General features: G+C 66.2%; 16 protein-coding genes. 8 read left to right on the plus strand and 8 right to left on the minus strand.

What is annotated here, in order from left to right; translation table 11 throughout:
- The first annotated feature begins 290 nt into the window (after positions 1-290).
- From ACWV8V_RS08015 to ACWV8V_RS08025, 3 genes are read left to right on the plus strand one after another with little or no spacing between them, the layout of a single operon-like run.
- Positions 291-950: a TetR/AcrR family transcriptional regulator gene (locus tag ACWV8V_RS08015; RefSeq protein ID WP_259261593.1), complete on the plus strand. Its 660-nt coding sequence runs from the start codon at positions 291-293 to the stop codon at positions 948-950.
- On the plus strand, positions 950-2,227 hold the full coding sequence (locus tag ACWV8V_RS08020; protein ID WP_455899416.1) for an efflux RND transporter periplasmic adaptor subunit: 1,278 nt from the start codon (positions 950-952) through the stop codon (positions 2,225-2,227). The genes ACWV8V_RS08015 and ACWV8V_RS08020 overlap by 1 nt, the downstream gene beginning before the upstream one ends.
- 15 nt (positions 2,228-2,242) lie before the next feature.
- Positions 2,243-5,416: a multidrug efflux RND transporter permease subunit gene (locus ACWV8V_RS08025; RefSeq protein WP_455899417.1), complete on the plus strand. Its 3,174-nt coding sequence runs from the start codon at positions 2,243-2,245 to the stop codon at positions 5,414-5,416.
- 240 nt (positions 5,417-5,656) lie between these two features.
- Here the strand turns inward: ACWV8V_RS08025 and ACWV8V_RS08030 are convergent, their stop codons facing one another.
- Together ACWV8V_RS08030 and ACWV8V_RS08035 are read right to left on the minus strand one after the other, a co-directional pair.
- On the minus strand, positions 5,657-5,950 hold the full coding sequence (locus ACWV8V_RS08030) for a hypothetical protein (protein ID WP_455899418.1): 294 nt from the start codon (positions 5,948-5,950) through the stop codon (positions 5,657-5,659).
- A gap of 163 nt (positions 5,951-6,113) precedes the next feature.
- Entirely contained in the window at positions 6,114-7,298 is a 1,185-nt protein-coding gene (locus tag ACWV8V_RS08035; protein WP_429000572.1) for an acyl-CoA dehydrogenase family protein, read from the minus strand.
- A gap of 112 nt (positions 7,299-7,410) precedes the next feature.
- Here ACWV8V_RS08035 and ACWV8V_RS08040 point away from each other — a divergent pair, with 112 nt between their 5' ends.
- The 5 genes from ACWV8V_RS08040 to ACWV8V_RS08060 all read left to right on the plus strand — a co-directional run bounded on the left by ACWV8V_RS08040 (position 7,411) and on the right by ACWV8V_RS08060 (position 14,836).
- A complete protein-coding gene (locus tag ACWV8V_RS08040; RefSeq protein ID WP_121037902.1) occupies positions 7,411-8,340 on the plus strand; it encodes an ArsR/SmtB family transcription factor in 930 nt (309 codons plus the stop codon).
- 9 nt (positions 8,341-8,349) lie between these two features.
- Positions 8,350-9,456 carry a homocysteine S-methyltransferase family protein gene (locus ACWV8V_RS08045; protein ID WP_259261588.1) on the plus strand — a complete coding sequence of 369 codons (1,107 nt, stop codon included), beginning with the start codon at positions 8,350-8,352 and terminating at the stop codon, positions 9,454-9,456.
- A gap of 63 nt (positions 9,457-9,519) precedes the next feature.
- Complete coding sequence (metH, locus tag ACWV8V_RS08050) at positions 9,520-12,204, plus strand: methionine synthase (RefSeq protein WP_259261587.1); 2,685 nt, start codon at positions 9,520-9,522, stop codon at positions 12,202-12,204.
- A 14-nt stretch (positions 12,205-12,218) separates the two neighbouring features.
- Positions 12,219-13,409 carry an MFS transporter gene (locus tag ACWV8V_RS08055; RefSeq protein ID WP_455899419.1) on the plus strand — a complete coding sequence of 397 codons (1,191 nt, stop codon included), beginning with the start codon at positions 12,219-12,221 and terminating at the stop codon, positions 13,407-13,409.
- Between the two features lie 89 nt (positions 13,410-13,498).
- Positions 13,499-14,836 carry an amidohydrolase family protein gene (locus ACWV8V_RS08060; RefSeq protein ID WP_455899420.1) on the plus strand — a complete coding sequence of 446 codons (1,338 nt, stop codon included), beginning with the start codon at positions 13,499-13,501 and terminating at the stop codon, positions 14,834-14,836.
- Between the two features lie 55 nt (positions 14,837-14,891).
- Here the strand turns inward: ACWV8V_RS08060 and ACWV8V_RS08065 are convergent, their stop codons facing one another.
- The 6 genes from ACWV8V_RS08065 to ACWV8V_RS08090 all read right to left on the minus strand — a co-directional run bounded on the left by ACWV8V_RS08065 (position 14,892) and on the right by ACWV8V_RS08090 (position 20,985).
- Positions 14,892-16,967: an acyltransferase family protein gene (locus tag ACWV8V_RS08065; RefSeq protein ID WP_455899421.1), complete on the minus strand. Its 2,076-nt coding sequence runs from the start codon at positions 16,965-16,967 to the stop codon at positions 14,892-14,894.
- 47 nt (positions 16,968-17,014) lie between these two features.
- On the minus strand, positions 17,015-17,707 hold the full coding sequence (locus ACWV8V_RS08070) for a DUF2058 family protein (RefSeq protein WP_455899422.1): 693 nt from the start codon (positions 17,705-17,707) through the stop codon (positions 17,015-17,017).
- Between the two features lie 9 nt (positions 17,708-17,716).
- On the minus strand, positions 17,717-17,956 hold the full coding sequence (locus ACWV8V_RS08075; RefSeq protein ID WP_019185948.1) for a SlyX family protein: 240 nt from the start codon (positions 17,954-17,956) through the stop codon (positions 17,717-17,719).
- The gene (locus ACWV8V_RS08080; RefSeq protein ID WP_455899423.1) at positions 17,949-19,298 is read right to left on the minus strand and encodes a UDP-glucose dehydrogenase family protein; all 1,350 of its coding nucleotides are present in this window, start codon (positions 19,296-19,298) and stop codon (positions 17,949-17,951) included. The genes ACWV8V_RS08075 and ACWV8V_RS08080 overlap by 8 nt, the downstream gene beginning before the upstream one ends.
- 22 nt (positions 19,299-19,320) lie before the next feature.
- On the minus strand, positions 19,321-20,301 hold the full coding sequence (locus ACWV8V_RS08085; protein ID WP_259261583.1) for an FKBP-type peptidyl-prolyl cis-trans isomerase N-terminal domain-containing protein: 981 nt from the start codon (positions 20,299-20,301) through the stop codon (positions 19,321-19,323).
- An 84-nt stretch (positions 20,302-20,385) separates the two neighbouring features.
- Positions 20,386-20,985, minus strand: coding sequence for a glutathione peroxidase (locus tag ACWV8V_RS08090; protein ID WP_455899424.1), 600 nt, complete (start codon positions 20,983-20,985; stop codon positions 20,386-20,388).
- Positions 20,986-21,169: the final 184 nt, after the last annotated feature.

A 21,169-nucleotide genomic window follows, 5' to 3' on the forward strand; every position in this document is an offset into this window, starting at 1 on the left:
CTTGGCTGCTGGTTTTTGCGGTTTCATGACGGAGCGGTGCGTGATGCTCAGTTGGGAAAATGAAATTGTAGGCCTACCGCACAGAAATACCTTGCTGCAGGACGGAATAAGGTCTTTCGGGTTGGGTCCCGTTTACATCGGACGCTTCAGTCCGACGCGGTACGGAGGATCGCGCGGGAGTTCTGCACAGCGCAGCATCGGCCGCTTCGATTGCAACTTGACGTTGGGTATCAAAAACCGCCGAAAGACAAGGCTTCTACAATTCTGAACTGGACGGTATAGTCCACCCCGTGACTCCCCCATCCCCCGCCGCCAGCACCCTGGACGCGCGCGATCACCGCGTGTTCGATGCCGTGCGCGAGCTGCTGGCCAGCCAGGGCATGCAACTGAGCATGGACGCGGTGGCACAGCACGCTGGATGTTCCAAGCAGACCCTCTACAGCCGCTATGGCAATAAACAGGAACTGCTGAAGCGGGTGATGCAGCGGCACGTCTGCCGCGCCACCGCCGGGCTGCGCTCACTCGACGGTGACGACCTGCGCGGCAGTCTGCTGCGGTTCGCCAACGACTATCTGGATCACTTCAACCAGCCGCATGTGGTCCAGGCCCGCCGCCTGATCGCCGCCGAGTCCAGTCAGTTCCCGCAGGAAGCCCGCACGCTCTACCAGGACGGTGCAGGCGCGTTGGCACTTCATGTTTCTGAATGGCTGGCAACCCGATCCGCCGAAGGCCAGCTGAGGCATGACGACCCGCACTTCATGGCTGAACTGCTATTGAGCATGATCGCCGGCTTGGATTTCGAGAAACAGCGTTTCCACATCCCCCACCGCGATGACGCCGCCGTGCGCCGCCGCTGGGCAGAATTCTCCGTCGACAGCTTCCTGCGCGCATTCGCTGCGCCCGATGCGGCCACGGCTTCGTATTCAAACCAACACCGGAGCTTCTCCTGATGATCGCCCCACTCCGCACCCTTGCCCTGACGTGCGCAGTCGCCCTTGCGTTGACCGCCTGCAAAAAGGAAGAGCAGCAGGCCCCGCCGCCGCCGGAGGTGGGCGTGATCGAGGCCAAGCCGCAGACCCTGCCGCTGCAGCGTGAGCTGGTCGGCCGTCTGTCGCCGTTCCGCAGCGCCGATGTGCGCGCCCGCGTCCCGGGCGTGCTGCTCAAGCGCGTCTATCAGGAAGGCTCGGATGTGAAGGAAGGCCAGGTGCTGTTCCTGATCGACCCGGCACCGCTACGTGCAGCACTCAATGCCTCCCAGGCCGAGCTGGCGTCGGCGCAGGCCACCGCCGCCAACGCCAAGGCCGCCGCCAACCGCGCCCGCTCGCTGGCCCCGCAGGCTTACGTCTCCAAGTCCGATCTGGATGCGGCCGAAGCCACCGAGCGCACTGCCGCTGCCGCCGTGCAGCAGGCCCAGGCCTCGCTGGCCAGCGCGCGGATCAACCTGGGCTATGCCGAAGTGCGCTCGCCGATCAGCGGCCGCGCCGGCAAGCAGCAGGTCACTGAAGGTGCGCTGGTTGGCCAGGGCGATGTGACCCTGCTGACCACCGTGGATCAGCTCGACCCGCTGTACGTGAACTTCTCGATGAGCGTGGATGAGTTGACCCAGATGCGCGCGGCCCAGGCCAAGGGCGCACTGGCGCTGAGCGGGGACGGCAAATCCACGGTGCAGGTGAAGCTGGCCGACGGCACGGTCTATGACCAGCCGGGCACGCTGGACTTCTCCTCGACCACGGTCGACCCGGCCACCGGCGCGGTCTCGCTGCGCGCGGTACTGCCGAACCCGCAGCAGATCCTGCTGCCGGGCGCCTTCGTCAGCTTCCAGGCGACGCTGGGTGAGCGCAACAACGCCTACCTGGTCCCGCTGCAGGCACTGCAGCGCGACACCACCGGCGGCTACGTCCTGGTGGTGGGCAAGGACGGCAAGGTCGCCCGCAAGAATGTGAAGAGCGAGGGCCAGCAGGGCAGCAACTGGCTGGTCAGCGGTGGTCTGGATGCCGGCGATCAGGTGATCGTGGCCGGCGTACAGAAGGTCAAGGAAGGCGAACCGGCCAAGGCCGCCCCGTGGAACCCGGCCGCCGGCAACGGCAATGGCCAGGCACCGGCGGGTGCTGCTCCGGCAGGAGCCGCTCCGGCGGCTGCCGCCAAACCTGACGCCGCGGCCGCCCCGGCTGATGCCGCCGCCGCAACGTCCGACGCCGCTCCGGCTGCCGAACCGAACAAGCAATAACGGGAATCCTCCGTCATGCCTAAATTTTTCATTGAACACCCGGTATTCGCCTGGGTGGTCGCGATCCTGATCTCGCTTGCGGGCGTGATCTCGATCCTGGGTCTGGGCGTGGAGTCCTACCCGAGCATCGCGCCTCCCCAGGTGACGGTGAGCGCCACCTATCCCGGCGCCAGCGCCGACACCGCCGAAAAGTCGGTCACCCAGGTGATCGAGCAGCAGCTGACCGGTATCGATCACCTGCTGTACTTCAGCTCCTCTTCGGCCTCCAACGGCCGCGTCACCATCACCTTGACCTTCGAAACCGGCACCGATGCCGATATCGCCCAGGTCCAGGTGCAGAACAAGGTCTCCCTGGCGACCCCTCGCCTGCCGACCGAAGTGACCCAGCAGGGCGTGGTGGTGGCCAAGGCCAACGCCGGCTTCCTGATGGTGGTGGCCCTGCAGTCCGACAGCGCCTCGATCGACCGCGATGCGCTCAACGACATCGTCGGCTCGCGCGTGCTCGACCAGATCTCGCGTATCCCCGGCGTGGGCAGCACCCAGCAGTTCGGTTCCGAGTACGCCATGAACATCTGGCTCAACCCGGAAAAGATGCAGGGTTACGGCCTGTCCGCCACCCAGGTGCTGGCCGCGATCAAGGACCAGAACGTGCAGTTCGCCGCCGGTTCGCTGGGCTCGGATCCCTCGCCTGAAGGCCACTACTTCACCGCGACCGTGTCGGCCGAAGGGCGCTTCAGCTCGCCGGAAGAGTTCGAGAACATCATCCTGCGCGCCAATCCCGACGGCTCGCGCGTGCTGCTCAAGGACATCGCCCGGATCGCCTTCGGTGCGAACAACTACGGCTTTGACACCCAGTACAACGGCAAGCCGACCGGTGCCTTCGCGATCCAGCTGCTGCCGGGCGCCAACGCGCTCAACGTGGCCAATGCGGTCACCTCGAAGATGGACGAGCTCAAGCCGAGCTTCCCGGCCGGTGTCAGCTGGTTCTCGCCGTACGACAGCACCACCTTCGTGAAGATCTCGATCGAGGAAGTGGTCAAGACCCTGATCGAAGCGGTCGTGCTGGTGTTCCTGGTGATGCTGATCTTCCTGCAGAACTTCCGCGCCACGCTGATCCCGACCCTGGTCATCCCGGTCGCGCTGCTGGGCACGTTCCTGGGCATGAGCATCATCGGCTTCACCATCAACCAGCTGACGCTGTTTGCGATGGTGCTGGCGATCGGCATCGTGGTCGATGACGCCATCGTGGTCATCGAGAACGTCGAACGCATCATGACCGAGGAGAAGCTGCCGCCCAAGGCCGCCACCCAGAAGGCCATGACCCAGATCACCGGTGCGGTGGTGGCCATTACCGTGGTGCTGGCAGCGGTGTTCATTCCGTCGGCCCTGCAGGGCGGCGCCGCCGGTGAGATCTACAAGCAGTTCGCGCTGACCATCGCCATCGCGATGGCCTTCTCGGCCTTCCTGGCCCTGGGCTTCACCCCGGCGCTGTGCGCGACGTTCCTCAAGCCGACGCACAACGACAAGCCGAACATCGTCTACCGCACCTTCAACAAGTACTACGACAAGGTCAGCAACACCTACGTGGGCCACATCACCTCGGCGGTGAAGCATGCCCCGCGCTGGATGATCCTGTTCGTGGTACTGACCGTGCTGTGCGGTTTCCTGTTCACGCGCATGCCGGGCAGCTTCCTGCCCGAAGAAGACCAGGGCTACGCGCTGGCGATCGTGCAGCTGCCGCCGGGCTCGACCAAGTCGCAGACCAACCACGCCTTCGCCCAGATGCGCGGCATCCTGGAAAAGCAGGATGGCTTCGAAGGCATGCTGCAGGTGGCCGGTTTCAGCTTCGTCGGCTCCGGTGAGAACGTGGGCATGGGCTTCATCCGCCTCAAGCCCTGGGCGGACCGTGACATCACGGTGCCCGAGTTCATCAACAACATGAACGGCGCGTTCTATGGGATCAAGGAAGCGCAGATCTTCGTGGTCAACCTGCCGACCGTGCAGGGCCTGGGCCAGTTCGGTGGCTTCGACATGTGGCTGCAGGACCGCGGCGGCGTGGGCTATGAGCAGCTGACGCAGGCGCGCAACATCCTGCTCGGCAAGGCCGCGCAGGAAAGCGATCTGCTGACCGGCGTGCGCCCGAACGGCCTGGAAAACGCCCCGCAGCTGCAGTTGCACGTGGACCGTGTGCAGGCGCAGACCATGGGCCTGTCGGTGTCGGACGTGTATAGCACCATCCAGTTGATGCTGGCCCCGGTGTACGTCAACGACTTCTTCTATGAAGGCCGCATCAAGCGCGTGACCCTGCAGGCCGATGGCCCGTACCGCACCGGCGCGGAGTCGTTGAACAGCTTCTACACGCCCAGCACGCTGCAGACCAACGCCGATGGCACGCTGGCGATGATTCCGCTGAGCACCGTGGTGAAGTCCGAGTGGGTGTCCGCACCGCCGTCGCTGAGCCGCTACAACGGCTACTCGGCGGTCAACATCGTCGGTTCGCAGGCCGCCGGGCGCAGCTCGGGCGAGGCGATGCAGGCGATGGAGCGGATCGTCAACGACGACCTGCCGGCCGGCTTCGGCTACGACTGGTCGGGCATGTCCTACCAGGAAATCCTGGCCGGCAACGCCGCGACCCTGCTGCTGGTGCTGTCCATCGTGGTGGTATTCCTCTGCCTGGCCGCGCTGTATGAAAGCTGGTCGATCCCGGTGGCGGTGCTGCTGGTGGTGCCGCTGGGTGTCCTTGGCGCCCTGGCCTTCTCCCTCGCCCGTGGCCTGCCGAACGATCTGTACTTCAAGATCGGCCTGATCACGGTGATCGGTCTGGCAGCGAAGAACGCGATCCTGATCGTGGAGTTCGCGGTGGAACAGCGGGCCGCGGGCAAGAACCTGCGCGAGGCGACCATCGAAGCCTCCCGCCTGCGCTTCCGCCCGATCCTGATGACCTCGTTCGCCTTCATCATGGGCGTGGTGCCGATGGCCATCTCCACCGGTGCCGGCGCCAACGCACGTCACGCGATCGGTACCGGCGTGATCGGCGGCATGGTGTTCGCCACCTTCCTGGGTCTGCTGATGATCCCGGTGTTCTTCGTGGTGGTCCGCCGCATGCTGGGTGACAAGCTGGACGAACCGTCCAAGGAGTTCCTGGAGCGCCAGGGCGAAGCCAATACGGCCCACCGTCCGGATCGTTGATGCACAGGGGCAGCCACGGTTGCCCCACCGGCAGGTGACCACCGTGGGTGGTCACGCTGGAATGAAAAAGCCCCGGCGCGAGCCGGGGCTTTTTTGTGCGCCGTGCGTGACGGGTAATGTGGCTCACGCGAGGCATGCATATGGGGACGAGGTAGTGCCGGCCGCTGGCCGGCTGCTCCGGGCACCTGCCAGACAAGGACCGCCTGGTTGCCGGCCAGCGGCCGGCACTACCAAACGGCCTCAGCGCAGCAGTGATACTGCCGCGCACACCATCACGATCGCCAACGAGGGCCACTGCATCGGCAGGTAGAAGAAGTGATGGCGGGCAGGCTCGCCTTCACCGCGCGGGCCGCGGTTGAGCACCATGCCGAGCACGACGTTGATCGCTGCGCCGATGCCGAATCCGATCAACAGCTGCGCCAGCGAGGTATTGCCTTTGGCAACAGCAGGATCCGGCCACAACCACATCAACAGCAGCAGGGCGGCGATGGGGGTGAGCAGGGTGAGGAACCCTGCGCCTCGATAAATAACCATGGAGTCACCTGCAGAACGGGACCGCACATTCTGCACTACCCTGCGTGCCGACCAACGGTCGGCACCTACCTTGATCCGACGCTGGAGCGTCCGCAACGCCTCAAGGCCACTTCAGAGGCCCTGACCGACAAGCGGCGCCGAAGTGGCGCCGCTGTCCTATCGATCAACGCAGACCCGTCTCGTTGCGCGCGATCACCAGACGCTGGATCTCCGAGGTGCCCTCGTAGATCTCGGTGATCTTGGCATCACGGAAGTACCGCTCCAGCGGCATTTCCTTGGAATACCCCATGCCGCCGTGGATCTGCACAGCCTGGTGGGTGATCCACATCGCCGCTTCAGAGGCGGTCAGCTTGGCGATCGCCGCTTCATTGCTGAAACGCTTGCCCTGGCCTTTCACCCATGCCGCGCGCAGCGTCAGCAGCATCGCCGCGTCCAGCTTGCACTTCATGTCGGCGATCTTGGCCTGGGTCATCTGGAAGGTACCGATCGCCGCGCCGAAGGCCTTGCGGTCCTTCACGTATTCGATCGTCGCTTCGTACGCTGCACGGGCGATGCCGATCGCCTGCGAGGCGATGCCGATACGGCCGGCGTCGAGCACGCCCATGGCGATCTTGAAGCCCTCGCCTTCCTTGCCCAGCACGTCGTCAGCGTCTGCCACGTAGTCCTGGAACTCGATTTCGCAGGTGGCCGAGGCACGGATGCCCAGCTTCGGCTCGGTCTTGCCGCGGTGGAAGCCGGCCTTGTCGGTGTCGATCATGAAGGCGGTGATGCCACGCGCGCCCTGTTCCGGATCGGTCATCGCAAACAGCACGATGTACTTGGCCACCGGGCCGGAGGTGATCCAGCTCTTCTTGCCGTTGATCACGTAGGTGCCGTCGGCCTGCTTGACCGCGCGGCAGCGCATGGCTGTCGCATCCGAACCGGACTGCGGCTCGGTCAGCGCGAACGCACCGATGGCCTCGCCCTCGGCGATGGCGCGCACATACTTCTGCTTCTGCGCTTCGCTGCCGTGGGTCAGGATGCCGTTGCAGAACAGCGAGTTGTTGACCGACATGATCGTCGAATGCGCAGCGTCTCCGGCGGCGACCTCCACCATCGCCAGGACGTAGGCGATCGGGTCCATGCCCGCGCCGCCGTAGGCTTCGGGCACTTCAATGCCCATCAGACCGTTCTCGCCAAGCAGGCGGATGTTCTCCAGCGGGAACTCGCCGGTGCGGTCGTGGTGTTCGGCGCTGGGCGCGATTTTTTCCTGCGCGATACGGCGCGCAACGTCCTGCAGCATCAACTGCTCTTCGGTGAAGCTGAAATCCACAACACCCTCCCGGGTACAGAGTGATAAGGGCCGCAGTGCGCGCGACCCGGTCGGGCGATTGTACCGGGGGGCGGGGAAAGGACGCCTGACTTGACCGCAGCGCCGCCAAAGGACGAAAATATCTCTATATCGCGATAGGTAGATATTTATGGATCTCGAGGACTGGTCCGTCCGGCTGAAAGTGTTCGCCGACGCCACCCGGGTGCGCCTGCTGGCGCTGCTGGAACAGGAAGAACTCACTGTGGCCGAGCTGTCGGCCATCACCACGCTGGCGCAGCCGCGGGTGTCCACCCATCTGGCCCGGCTCAAGGAAGCCGGCCTGGTCCGCGACCGTCGCTCCGGCGTCTCGGCGTACTACCGCTTCGATGACGCCGCGCTGGATCCGGCGCAGCGCGCATTGTGGCATGCCCTGAGCACCGGCAGCGACGACCCGCTGCTGCGCCAGGATGCTGAACGCGTGGCTGCCGTCATGGCCAGCCGTGCGGCGGACCAGAACTGGGCCGACAGCGTCGCTGGCGACATGGAACGCCATTATTCCCCGGGCCGCACCTGGGAAGCGCTGGCGCGCACCGCCCTGCCGCTGCTGGAAACCGGTGACGTGCTCGACATCGCCTCCGGTGACGGCGTGCTGGCCGAGCTTGTGGCGCCGCACGCCAAGCGCTACATCTGTATCGACACCAGCGCGCGCGTGGTCGCTGCTGCCAGCGAGCGCCTGCGCCGGCTGGCCAACGTGGAAGTGCGCGAAGGCGATATGCATGCCCTGCCCTTCCCCGACCAGAGCTTCGACCTGGTGGTGCTGATGCACGCACTGACCTATGCGGCCAAACCGGCCCAGGCCGTCGCCGAAGGTGCGCGCGTCCTGCGCCCAGGCGGTCGCCTGCTGCTGTGCAGCCTGGCCCGTCACGAACACCGTGCGGCCGTGGATGCCTATGGCCACGTCAACCTCGGTTTCAGCGACAAGGAACTGCGCAAGTTCGTTGAAAAGGCCGGCCTGGTCGTCTCCAGCCTGGAAACCGTGACCCGCGAGAAGCGCCCGCCGCATTTCGAAGTCATTTCGCTGATTGCCAGCAAGCCCTGAGGTCTGCCCATGCCATCCCTGCCCTGGCTCCACCCCGACCGCGTGCATGCGCTGGAAACGGCGCTGGCCCAGCGCATCCTGATCATCGACGGCGCCATGGGCACGATGATCCAGCGGCATGGGCTGGAAGAGGACGATTACCGCGGCGCGCGCTTCGCCGGCGGTTACGACCACCAGCACGGGCCCGGCTGCGATCATGGCGCGACCGGTGACACGCCGCAGGGGCATGACCTGAAGGGCAACAACGACCTGCTGTTGCTGACCCGCCCCGAGGTGATCGGCGGCATCCACACCGCGTACCTGGAGGCCGGTGCCGATCTGGTCGAGACCAACACCTTCAACGCGACCTCGGTCAGCCAGGCCGACTATCACCTTGAGCACCTGGTCTACGAGCTCAACAAAGCCGGTGCCGCAGTGGCGCGCGCCTGCTGCGATGCGGTCGCAGCGACCACGCCGGACAAGCCGCGCTTCGTGATCGGCGTGCTCGGCCCGACCAGCCGCACCGCGTCGATCAGCCCGGACGTGAACGATCCCGGCTTCCGCAACACCAGCTTCGATGCGCTGCGCGAGACCTACCGCGAAGCCATCGATGGCCTGATCGACGGTGGCGCCGACACCCTGATGGTGGAAACCATCTTCGATACGCTCAACGCCAAGGCCGCGCTGTTCGCCATCGAAGAAGTGTTCGATGCGCGCGGTGGTCGACTGCCGGTGATGATCTCCGGCACCATCACCGATGCCTCCGGCCGCACCCTCTCCGGGCAGACGGCCGAGGCGTTCTACGCCTCGGTCGCGCATGGCCGGCCGCTGTCGATCGGGCTGAACTGCGCGCTCGGCGCCAGCGACATGCGCCCCCACGTGGAGACCTTGTCCACCGTGGCCGAGTGTCTGGTCAGTGCGCATCCCAATGCCGGCCTGCCCAACGCCTTCGGCGAGTACGACGAAACCCCGGAAGAAATGGCCACCACGCTGCGTGAATTCGCCAGCGCCGGTCTGCTCAACCTGGTGGGCGGCTGCTGCGGCACCACCCCGGCGCACATCCGCGCGATTGCCGAGGCAGTGGCCGATCTGCCGCCGCGCCGCCTGCCCGCACCACCGCTGGAAGACGCGGCATGACCGCATCCGCCCCACGCTCCCGTTGTCGTTGACCCTCCTCCGCCAGCCCGTGCCAGCCTGCCCATGACGTCTTCCCGCCCTACCCGCCTGTCCGGTCTCGAGCCGCTGGTCATCACCCCGGACCTGCTGTTCGTCAACATCGGTGAGCGCACCAACGTCACCGGCAGCGCGCAGTTCCGCAAACTGGTGAAGGAAGAGCGCTACGAAGAAGCGGTGGAAGTGGCGCGCCAGCAGGTCGCCAACGGCGCGCAGATTCTCGACGTCAACATGGACGAGGGCCTGATCGATTCCGAAAAGGCGATGACGCGCTACCTCAACCTGATCATGTCCGAGCCGGACATCGCCCGCATTCCGGTGATGGTCGACTCCTCCAAGTGGAGCGTGATCGAAGCGGGGCTGAAGTGCCTGCAGGGCAAGAGCGTGGTCAACTCGATCTCGCTCAAGGAAGGCGAAGCGCAGTTCATCGAACAGGCACGCAAGGTGCTGCGCTACGGCGCGGCCGCCGTGGTGATGGCCTTCGATGAGGACGGCCAGGCCGATACCTGCGCGCGCAAGGTCGAGATCTGCACCCGCGCCTACCGGATCCTGACCGAGCAGGTCGGCTTCCCGCCGCAGGACATCATCTTCGACCCGAACATCTTCGCCGTCGCCACCGGCATCGAAGAGCACGACAACTACGCGGTCGACTTCATCGAAGCCACCCGCATCATCAGGCGGACGTTGCCGCACTGCCATGTCTCCGGCGGCGTCTCCAACGTGTCGTTCTCGTTCCGCGGCAATGAAACCGTGCGCCAGGCGATCCACTCGGTGTTCCTGTTCCATGCCATCGGCGCAGGCATGGACATGGGCATCGTCAACGCGGGCGCGATGCCGATCTACGATGATCTGGACGCCGAGCTGCGCGAGCGCGTGGAGGATGTGATCCTCAACCGCCGCAGCGATGGCACCGAGCGCCTGCTGGAGATCGCCGAGCGCTACAAGGGCAAGAAGGGCGAAGTGCGCGGCGAGGACCTGGCCTGGCGCGAGAAGCCGGTCAATGATCGCCTCGCGCATGCGCTGGTGCATGGCATGGATGCGTGGGTCGAGCAGGACACCGAAGAAGCGCGTGCGCGTTCGACCCGTCCGCTGGATGTGATTGAAGGGCCGCTGATGGACGGCATGAACATCGTGGGCGACCTGTTTGGCGCCGGCAAGATGTTCCTGCCGCAGGTAGTCAAATCCGCACGCGTGATGAAGAAGGCGGTGGCCTACCTGCTGCCGTACATCGAGGCGGAAAAAGCCCGCAGCGGCGACACCGCCAAGAGCAACGGCAAGATCATCATGGCCACGGTCAAAGGTGACGTGCACGACATCGGCAAGAACATCGTCGGCGTGGTCCTGGCCTGCAACAACTTCGACGTGATCGACTTGGGCGTGATGGTGCCCGCGCAGAAGATCCTGGACGCCGCGCGTGCGGAGAACGCGGACATCATCGGCCTGTCCGGCCTGATCACGCCTTCGCTGGAAGAGATGAGCCACGTCGCCCGCGAGATGGAGCGCCAGGGCTTCACGATGCCACTGATGATCGGCGGTGCGACCACCTCGCGCGCGCATACCGCGCTGAAGATCGATCCGCATTACAAAGCGCCCACGGTGTGGGTGAAGGATGCCTCGCGCGCGGTCGGCGTGGCGCAATCGCTGATTTCGCGTGAGCTGCGCGATGCCTTCGTGGCCGCCAACGAGGCCGACTACGCCGACATCCGCCAACGCCACCGCAATCGTGGCGACGCCAAGCGGTTGGTCACCCTCGCCAAGGCACGCGCCCAGCGGTTCGTGGGCGACTGGGCCACCTACACACCGCCGGCGCCGCGCAAGCCGGGCCTGCATGTGCTCGATGATTACCCACTGGCTGACCTGGTCGAGGTGATCGACTGGACCCCGTTCTTCCAGGCCTGGGAACTGGCCGGCAAGTTCCCGGCGATCCTCACCGATGAGATCGTCGGCCCGCAGGCCACCGATCTGTACAAGGACGCCCGCGCGATGCTCACCCGCATCGTCGAGGAGAAGTGGCTGACCGCCAAGGCCGTGTTTGGCCTGTGGCCGGCCAACAGTGTCGGCGATGACGTGCACCTGCGTACCGACAATGGCCCGGCCGTGCTGCACTTCCTGCGTCAGCAGGTGGACAAGCCGGTCGAGCGCCCGGATTTCTGCCTGGCCGATTTCATCGCCCCGGCCGACAGCGGCAAGCAGGATTGGATCGGTGCGTTCGCGGTGACCGCGGGCATCGGCATCGACCCGCACGTGGCCCGCTTCGAGGCCGACCACGACGATTACAACGCGATCCTGCTCAAGGCCCTGGCCGATCGTCTCGCCGAAGCCCTGGCCGAGCGCCTGCACCAGCACGTGCGCATGGATTACTGGGGCTACCAGCCGGATGAGCAGCTGGACAACGAATCGCTGATCGCCGAAAAGTACGCCGGCATCCGCCCTGCCCCCGGGTATCCGGCCTGCCCGGAGCACAGCGAGAAGGCCACGCTGTTCCGCTTGCTGGATGCCGAACGCAACGCGGACATGCAGCTGACCGAGAGCTTTGCGATGCTGCCCACCGCAGCGGTGTCGGGCTACTACTTCAGCCACCCGCAGAGCCAGTATTTCGTGGTCGGTCGGGTCAGTCGTGAGCAGGTGGTCGACTATGCCAAGCGCAAAGGCGTGGACCGCGTGCAGGCCGAGCGCTGGCTGGCCTCCAACCTGGATTACGATCCGGAATGACCGCGTCACCCCGCATGACCGCCCTCCCCCGCGACGCCGTACCGGCCGTCCGCCTGTCCTCGTTCTACCTGTTCTACTACGCCGCTCTGGGCGCGTTCACGCCGTACTGGTCGTTGTTCCTGACCTCGCGTGGCATGAGCGTGACCGCGATCAGCGTGATGATGGGCATCTGGTACGCCACCCGCATCGTGGCTCCCACGACCTGGACCTCCCTCGCCGCCGCCTCGCCGCGCCCGATCTTCTGGCTGCGGCTGGGCTGCGTGCTCACCCTGCTGACCTTCTGCGCGTTCCTGCTGCCGTTGCCGCAGCCGTGGCTGTACCCGGCGATGATCGCGTTCTGCTTCTTCTACAACGCGGTGATGCCGCAGTTTGAATCGATCACGTTGACCCACCTGGGCAGCGACAGCCACCGCTACGGGCTGATCCGGGTGTGGGGCTCGCTGGGCTTCATCGCCGTGGTGATGCTGTTCGGCTGGATCATCGAAGGCGACGGCGGCGCCGGCAACGCACATCTGCTGCCGTGGTTGATGCTGCCGCTGTTCGGCCTGCTGACCGCCTCGGGCTTTGCCAACCACTACGCACGCAACCTGCAGCGCAGCGACGGCGATGCCAGCGGCTTCTGGGCGATCGTGCGCAAGCCGCAGGTGCTGGCGTTCTTCCTGGCCGCGTTCATGGAGCAGCTGTCGTTCGGCCCCTATTACACCTTCTTCTCGGTCTACATGGATCACCACGGCTACGCGACCTCCACCCTGGGCGTGCTGTGGACGGTGGGCGTAGTGTTCGAAGTAGGCGTGTTCTTCACCATCGGGCGTTTCTTCCGGCGCTATGACGCCAGCTGGATGCTGCTGATCGCCCTGCTCAGTTCCACCGTGCGCTGGGCGGTCACCGCGCTGTTCCCGGAGAACCTGCCGGTGATGCTCCTCGCCCAGACCGCGCATGCGCTTGGCTTTGCCGCCTTCTTCGCCGCGGCGATGCAGATGTTGGCGACCTACTTCCCCGGTCGCCTCAACGGCCATGGCCAGGGCTTGTTGTACGGCTTCTCCTCCGGGGTGGGCGGCGTGCTCGGCGCGCTGATCGCGGGCCAGTTGTGGCCGATCGATCAGGGCCGTACCGCGTTCCTGGCAGGCAGCGGGTTTGCGTTGGCCGGCGCCCTGCTGTGCTTCTTTGCGATCAGCCTGCCGCTGCTGCGGTCGCGCACGCGCTGATCGTCCGCTCCCGGCAATGCCGGCCACTGGCCGGCAACCCGATCCCCCGGATGGGGTAGGCTCAAGGCTCCCCCTGACTGGAGCCGCCGATGCGACCGACCCGCCTGTGGGCGCTGCTGCTTGCCGCCACCACCGCCCTGCCTGCCGCGGCAGCGCCGATCCTGTTCGAAAATGCGCGCGTCTTCGATGGCACCCGCGACCTCGGCATCACGCCGGTGCTGATCGACGGCGCGCGGATCGTGCATGTCGGCACGCCGCTGCCGGCGGCCGCCACGGGTGCGCGCCGCATCGATTACACCGGCAAGACCCTGTTGCCCGGGCTGGTCAGCGACCATGCCCACGTCGGCAATACGCAGGGGCTGGAGCACGGCGACCGTTTCTACACCCATGACAACGTGGTGCGCGACCTGCGCCAGTTCCAGCGCTACGGCATCACCACGGTAACCGCGCTGGGCATGAACGGCGCGGACTTTTTCGCCATCCGCAAGGCGGTGAACAGTGATCCCGGCCTGGGCGCACAGCTGTATGGCGCCGGCGGCGGTATCGGCGCCCCGGATGGCGCGCCGCCGGCCGACACCATGGGCCTGAGCCACGATCCGGTGGCACGCCCGCGCAACGCCGAAGAAGCGCGCGCGGCCGTGGCCATCCAGCATGCCGATGGCGTGGACCTGATCAAGCTGTGGGTGGACGACCTCGGTGGCAAGCGTCCGATGTTGACCCCGGAGGTGTATCGCGCCGCCATCGCCGAAGCGCATGCGCACGGGCTCAAGGTCGCCGCGCACATCCACGATCTGGAGCAGGCCCGCGACCTGGTCGATGCCAAGGTCGACATCCTCGCCCACGGCATCCGCGACCGGGCGGTGGATCCAATGCTGGCGCGGAAGATGCGCGACCAGGGCACCTGGTACATCCCCACCATCGCCATCGACGAGGCCAACTACAGGTATGCCGAGCATCCGCTGGCGTTGCAGCAGCCCTTCCTGCGCCAGGCACTGCACGCCGATGTGCTGGCGCGCTGGTCGCAGCCGGACTGGCAGCGTACCCAGCTGGCCAGCAGCGGGGTGGCCGCCGCGCGCAAGGCGGTCGCAACGAATCTGGACAACGTGCGTCGCCTGCATGCGGCCGGCGTGAAGCTCGGCTTCGGCACCGATGCCGGCGCGATGCCGCAGCGGGTGATCGGCGTGGCCGAACATCGCGAACTGCAACTGCTGGTGGAGGCCGGGCTGACGCCCTCCGAAGCTTTGCAGGTCGCCACCACGCAAGCGGCAGCCTTGCTGGGGCTGACCGACCGCGGCCGCATTGCCGCCGGCAAGCGCGCCGACCTGCTGGTGCTCGATGCCGATCCGCTGGTGGATATCGCCAACACGCAGCGCATTGCTGCGGTCTGGCAGGCGGGCGAAGAGGTTGCCGGATCGATCACGGAATAACGCGATCCGGGGGCGCTGCGATGCCAGCGCCCCATTGCCGCCATCGGCCCTGCTGTCAGTGCGGCGTGGCCGCCAGCGTTGCCTGCAAGGAGGGCAGCAGCAGCCGATTGCCGTATCCGCTCAGATGGTCGCCATCGAAAAACAGCGGGTCTCCGTCGCGCTGGGCACGGCAGGCGTCGGCGTCACACAGGATCGGCAGCGGGTCCCAGATCACCGCGCCGGGCAACCCGGAAGCCACCTGCTGCAGCGCGACCAGCGCCGGGGCGCGATAGTCTTCCATCCAGTCGCGCTGCACCTGAAGGCCATTGCGACACACCGCGTTGTCGGCGTTGAAGCGATCCGAGCAGCGGTAGGGCGGTGCAGGCAGTACCGGCTTGGGCGCTTCCAGCACTAGGCGCACACCGGCCTCGGCGAGCGGGCGCCAGTTCGCAATCGCGCGTTCGGCTTCGGCCGCACGTCCAACGCGCCCCTGCTCGCTGTGTTCGCTCTCGCGCTGCTCGCGCGCGTCGAACAGGATGAACTGATCGGACAAACGCGGCACCCGCAGCGAGGCCAGCAGGACCACGTCGCCGGGCGTTGCATGGCGCGCCATATCGGCACGCACCGCCGTGTCGTAGCCTTGGCAGTCCGGCGCAGCCCAACGCCATTCCTGCAGGCCCAGCTGCGGGCAGCCGCCGCGGCCGTATTGCCACACCGTTGCGCCCGTCTCCAGCGCCAGGCGACGCAGCAGTTCGTTGTACGCCATCGCGTGCGAATCGCCGGCCACGAACACGTTGCGCGGCATGCCCGGAGGCACCGGGCGATCACACTCACCGCGTGAGAACGTGCGGGCACGACCGGCCTCGAAGCGCGCCTTGCCCACCCGCAGTTCGCAGCCCGGGTAGTCTGCCGCGACGGATTTTCCGTCCGGGTACCACGCCAGTGGATGGCGGCTGACCGTACTCAGCGACAGCCGTGCCGACTGGGAATACAGCACGGCCTGCAGGCCGCCGCCAATGAACAGGGCCGCCACGCCCACCACCACCCACCGGCGGGTGGTGAGGCACTGCGACAACGGCCCGCGGAACGGCCGCTCGACCCAGCGCCAGGACACCCAGGCCAGCAGCGCCACCACTGCTGTGGCGAACACGCGCTGGCCGACGGTCTCCAGGCCTACCGTCCAGCGCATCAGCACGAACACCGGCCAATGCCACAGGTAAAGCGAGTAGGACAACAGCCCGATCCGCCGCAGCGGCGGGCTGGACAGCAGCCGGCCGATCAACGCTTGAGGGTGGTAATGCAACGCCAGCAGCAGCCCGGCGCTGGCCAGGACCGCCCAGAGTCCGTCCGGCCAGGGCGAATGCCCCGCACGCGCCGACCACAGGTTCCAGCCCAGCGTACCCAACGCCACCAACGCCAGCAGCGACCATGCCAGGCGCGTACGGCCAAGCGCGTGGGCCGCGTCCGGACCGCGTTCGCGCAGGTGCAGCAGCTGGAACAACAGCACGCCTGCACCAAGCTGCCAGAACCGGGTGGTGGTGGCATAAAAGGCTCGAACCGCGTATTCCGGGTGGCTGGCCGCATGGATGGCATGACCGATGGACAGCGCGCTCGCCAGCGCGAACAAGCCCACGCTGATCGTCCGCCCGCGCCCTCCCCGGCTCCAGAACAGGAACAGCAGCGGGAACAGCAGGTAGAACTGCTCTTCCACGCCCAGCGACCAGGTATGGGTAAACGGGTTGAACTCCGCGCGCGGCGCGAAATAGTCGGTGCCCACGCCCACCAGCACCCAGTTGCTGAGGCCCACGAAGGCCATCAGACCGGTCATGTCACTGGCTTCGCTCAACCACGACTCGGGGATGAGCAGCACACTGGCCACACCGGTCAGCAGCAGGCAGCTCAGCAGCGCCGGCGCGATACGACGCAACCGACGCGAGTAGAAGCGCAGCAGCGACTGTCCCAACGGCAACGGCGAGAGCCGGTGCACCGAGGCACTGACCACGAAGCCGGAGATCACGAAGAACACGTCCACGCCGGTGAACCCACCGGGCAACCAGGCCGGGTCCAGGTGGAAGACGATCACCGCCAGCACTGCGATGGCACGCAGCCCGTCGATGTGCGGCACATAGCCGCGACTTGGGTCAGCCGTCATACGCATCCCTGCAAACGAAGGGCCGCCGAGCTGCGACCCTGTTGGAATCACCAGACCAGGTCGTCAGGCACCTGGTACTGCGGGTCGGCGTACGGATCGTCCCCGGCCGGCGCATCCGGATCGACCTTCAGCGCCACCGACGGTGCGAACACCGCTTCGGCTTCGGCGAGCACCGCAGCAGTCACCAGTACATAGCGGCCGTTCTGCTGCAGCACGCCGAGCTCGCCGGCATTGAGTGCCTTGAGCTGGTCGGCGGTGACGTAGATACGCTTGATCTTGCCGCCGTACGGGAAGTGGCGCGCGATGTCGGCCGCCTCGGCGTTGAGGGACTTGCCTTCCAGCAGGACCTCCAGCTTGGCCTTGGCTTCGCGACGCAGACGCGCTTCTTCCTGCTTCAGGCGCTCGGCCTCGATACGGTCGTCTTTTTCCTTCTGCGCACGGATCGCATACGCCTTGGCGAGATCGATGTCCTCGCGCGAGCGGGGCTTGCCGGGCGCGCCCTGCCGCGGCCGGGCGCCAGCGGGGCGGCCCTTGCCCTGCGGCCGGCGGTCGCCGTCGCGGGCGGGGCGCTGGCCCTCACCGGGCTTGCCGGCCGGGCGTGCGCCCTGCGGCTTGCCGGCCGGGCGGCCATCGCGGCGCGCGTCGGGTCGACGATCCGGCTTGCGGTCGTTGGTTCGTTCGGGTTTGGCCGGGGCTTTGAAGCCAAGGCCCAGCAGCTGGTCGCGGAGAGTATCGCTCATGACGTCAGATCAGTAATGCGGAGGCGGCGGCTCTTCGGCCGAATCGGAATACAACGCGGTGCGGACCTTGCCGAGGTCTTCGAGCAGGATGCGGGTCAGGTCGGCATTGCGGTTGCCTTCCATGCGCGCATCGGCCAGCGCCTCGCTCAGTTCGGCCAGCGCCTGCTCCTGGAAGGAGACGCGCATTTCCAGCTCGATCAGGCGTGCTTCCAGTGCCTGTTCGCGCTCGGAGGGTGTGGACTCATGCATTCAACGAACGTCCCCGGCCAATGCCGTAGTAAGCCAGGCCCGCAGCTTCGATGTCCTGCGGGTCGTACAGATTGCGGCCGTCGAACACGACCGCATCGTTGAGCATCTCACGCAGGCGGACGAAATCCGGGCTGCGGAACTGCTTCCATTCGGTCACCACGACCAGCGCATCGGCGCCCTCGAGCGCGTCGTAAGCGTTGTCGCAGAACACCAGATCATCGCGCTCGCCAAAAATGCGGCGCGCTTCTTCGGTCGCTTCCGGATCATAGGCACGCACGTGCGCACCGGCCTCCCACAGCTGCGCCAGCAGGCGGCGGCTGGAGGCTTCACGCATGTCATCGGTGTTGGGCTTGAACGCCAGGCCCCACACCGCGAAGGTCTTGCCGCGCACGCCTTCGTCCTCGCCACGATCGTAGTGGCGCTGGATCAGGGCGTACAGATGGCCCTTCTGATGCTCGTTGACGGCTTCTACCGCATTGAGCAGCTTCGGCTCATGGCCGTACTGCTGGGCGGTCCGGGCCAGGGCCTGCACATCCTTGGGGAAGCACGAGCCACCGTAGCCGGCACCGGGGTAGATGAAGTGCCAGCCGATGCGTGGATCCGAGCCGATGCCCTGACGGACCTGCTCGATGTCGGCACCGACCTTCTCGGCGATGTTGGCGATTTCGTTCATGAACGAAATCTTGGTCGCCAGCATCGCGTTGGCCGCGTACTTGGTGAGCTCCGCCGAGCGCACGTCCATCTCCACCACGCGGTCGTGATTGCGATTGAACGGCGCGTACAGGCGGCGCATCAGCGCGACCGATTCGGGATTGGACGCGCCCACCACGATGCGGTCCGGCCGCATGCAGTCGGCGACCGCGTCACCTTCCTTGAGGAATTCGGGGTTGGAGACCACGTCGAACGCGATCTCCACGCCGCGCTCGGCCAGCGCCTGCGCGATGGCCTCACGGACTTTGTCGGCCGTGCCTACCGGCACGGTCGATTTGTTCACCACCACCACCGGCACGGTGATGTGCCGGCCGATGGTGCGGGCCACGGCCAGCACGTACTGCAGGTCGGCACTGCCGTCCTCGTCCGGTGGCGTGCCCACGGCAATGAAGATCACCTGGCCATGCGCGATCGCGGCGGCGGCGTCGGAAGTGAAGATCAACCGCGACGCAGCGTGGTTGGCCTTGACCATCGGTTCCAGGCCGGGCTCATAGATCGGGATGATCCCGTTATTGAGGCCGTCGACCTTGGCCTGGTCGATATCGACACAGATCACCTGGTGGCCAACCTCGGCCAGGCAGGTACCCGTGACAAGACCGACGTAGCCGGTACCGAAAATCGCAACGCGCATGGGCGGTAGTGCTCCAGATCCGTTACGGCAGAACGTTCAGCAGCTCGACGTCGAACGTCAGCGTCGCGTTCGGACCGATCGGACCACCCGGGGTGCCCTGCTCGCCATAGGCCAGCTCGCCCGGAATCCAGAAGCGGTACTTGGACCCGGTCGGCATCAGCGAGACGCCTTCCGACCAGCCCTTGATCACCTGGTCCAGACCAAACTCGATCGGCTGGCCGCGCTGGTAGCTGCTGTCGAAGACGGTGCCATCGAGCAGCTTGCCTTCGTAGTTCACGCGCACCTTGCTGGTCGGCATCGGGCGCTCGCCCGAACCCGGACGCAGCACCTGGTACTGCAGGCCCGAAGCGGTGGTCACCACGCCCGGCACGGTCTTGTTCTTGGCCAGGAAGTTGTTGCCTTCCACGCGGTTGGTGCCGGCCTGGGCGGACGCCTTGGCTTCCATCTCAGCCTGCTTGCCCTTCATGAAGCCTTCCAGCGTGGCCTTGGCCTGCTCGGCGGTCATCTTCGGGGTGCCATTGTTGAACGTGGTGCTGACCGCGTCGAACAGCGCGTCCAGGTCCAGATCGTCCTTCAGCGGCGCCAGCGACGGGCCCACGGCGAAGCTGCCCAGCATCAGGCCGACCTTCTCGCGGTCCACCTTCGGCGGCGCGGTACCCGGCGCAACGCCCGGAACCGGCTGGCCGTTCTTGGCCATCACGGCCTGGCGCAGGGCAGCGTCGGTCTTCTGCGCTTCTTCCTGGCTGATCAACGGCTGCTTGCCTTCAAAAGCGTTGGTCACACCGCGGCGCAGGGCGGCCAGGTCGATCTCGCTGGAAATCGGACCGAACGAATTGGCGACATCGATACCGATGGCGTAGCCAAGCTTTTCGCGTTGGGTGTTCAAAGTGGAAGTCTCCTTGACAGCCGCGCGGGCGGCTGGTTGTTGCGACATCGCGGTACCGGTGGCACCCATCGCCAGAATCAGAACCGACGCCGCGGCGCCGCGCATTCCCATCTTCATTCGCTGCATTCCTGGAAGTGACTGGACGCCGACGTCGGCGCGAAAGCAACCATTGTCGCACGCGCGTCCGAGATGTCGATATCGTCAGCGCTTGTTGGCGGTGACAGAGAGTTCACGTTCGATCGCCGCGACCAGCTTCGGATCGTCCGGCGTGACCTTGCTCGGGAACTGTGCCACCACCCGGCCATCCCGGCTGATCAGATACTTGTGGAAATTCCAGCCCGGCGATACACCCGTAGCGGTGGCCAGACTGCGATACAGCGGCGTCGCTTCCGGCCCGGTGACCACCACCTTCTGGAACATCGGGAACTTCACGCCGTAGGTCAGCGTGCAGAACTCCTGGATCTGGGCCTCGTCGCCCGGCTCCTGGCCCTTGAAGTCATTGGACGGGAAGCCCAGCACCGAGAACCCGCGTGCGCTGTACTTGCGCTGCAGGGCTTCCAGGCCTTCGTACTGCGGGGTGAAACCGCACTTGCTGGCCGTATTGACCACCAACAGCACCTTGCCACCGTACTGCTTGGCCAGATTGACCTCACCCTTGCCCGCCAGTGGGCGGTAGCTCACATCCAGCAGGTCGGCCGCCTGGGCCGACGCGCCAACCAGCAGGCCGACGGCCAGCAGCAACAACGCCCCGCGCCGGGCAAGGTCGCGACGGACGGGGGACAACAAAGACACGTAATGCATCGCGACACTCCAAGGTGGGAAAACGAGCGCTCAACCGGCCTGGCAAGGGCTGCCAAGACTGCGGCGGCACTATATCACCGCCGTTTTTGCCGCCGGATCGCCGTGGGCCGGTCCACTGGAGGGCGCCGCGTTCAGGGGCCGCTTTGCCGCTTCTGGCCGTGTCAGCGCGGTGACACGGATCCTG

The organism is Stenotrophomonas sp. Ker107b (assembly GCF_053847245.1).

Bases quoted from the DNA above. Each gene is read 5' to 3' on its own strand.
- ACWV8V_RS08065 (WP_455899421.1), bottom strand. From the start codon at position 16,967: ATGACGGCTGACCCAAGTCGCGGCTATGTGCCGCACATCGACGGGCTG.
- ACWV8V_RS08025 (WP_455899417.1), top strand. From the start codon at position 2,243: ATGCCTAAATTTTTCATTGAACACCCGGTATTCGCCTGGGTGGTCGCG.
- ACWV8V_RS08060 (WP_455899420.1), top strand. From the start codon at position 13,499: ATGCGACCGACCCGCCTGTGGGCGCTGCTGCTTGCCGCCACCACCGCC.
- ACWV8V_RS08020 (WP_455899416.1), top strand. From the start codon at position 950: ATGATCGCCCCACTCCGCACCCTTGCCCTGACGTGCGCAGTCGCCCTT.
- ACWV8V_RS08040 (WP_121037902.1), top strand. From the start codon at position 7,411: ATGGATCTCGAGGACTGGTCCGTCCGGCTGAAAGTGTTCGCCGACGCC.
- ACWV8V_RS08085 (WP_259261583.1), bottom strand. From the start codon at position 20,301: ATGAAGATGGGAATGCGCGGCGCCGCGGCGTCGGTTCTGATTCTGGCG.
- ACWV8V_RS08045 (WP_259261588.1), top strand. From the start codon at position 8,350: ATGCCATCCCTGCCCTGGCTCCACCCCGACCGCGTGCATGCGCTGGAA.
- ACWV8V_RS08080 (WP_455899423.1), bottom strand. From the start codon at position 19,298: ATGCGCGTTGCGATTTTCGGTACCGGCTACGTCGGTCTTGTCACGGGT.
- ACWV8V_RS08090 (WP_455899424.1), bottom strand. From the start codon at position 20,985: ATGCATTACGTGTCTTTGTTGTCCCCCGTCCGTCGCGACCTTGCCCGG.
- ACWV8V_RS08075 (WP_019185948.1), bottom strand. From the start codon at position 17,956: ATGCATGAGTCCACACCCTCCGAGCGCGAACAGGCACTGGAAGCACGC.
- ACWV8V_RS08055 (WP_455899419.1), top strand. From the start codon at position 12,219: ATGACCGCCCTCCCCCGCGACGCCGTACCGGCCGTCCGCCTGTCCTCG.
- metH (WP_259261587.1), top strand. From the start codon at position 9,520: ATGACGTCTTCCCGCCCTACCCGCCTGTCCGGTCTCGAGCCGCTGGTC.
- ACWV8V_RS08070 (WP_455899422.1), bottom strand. From the start codon at position 17,707: ATGAGCGATACTCTCCGCGACCAGCTGCTGGGCCTTGGCTTCAAAGCC.
- ACWV8V_RS08030 (WP_455899418.1), bottom strand. From the start codon at position 5,950: ATGGTTATTTATCGAGGCGCAGGGTTCCTCACCCTGCTCACCCCCATC.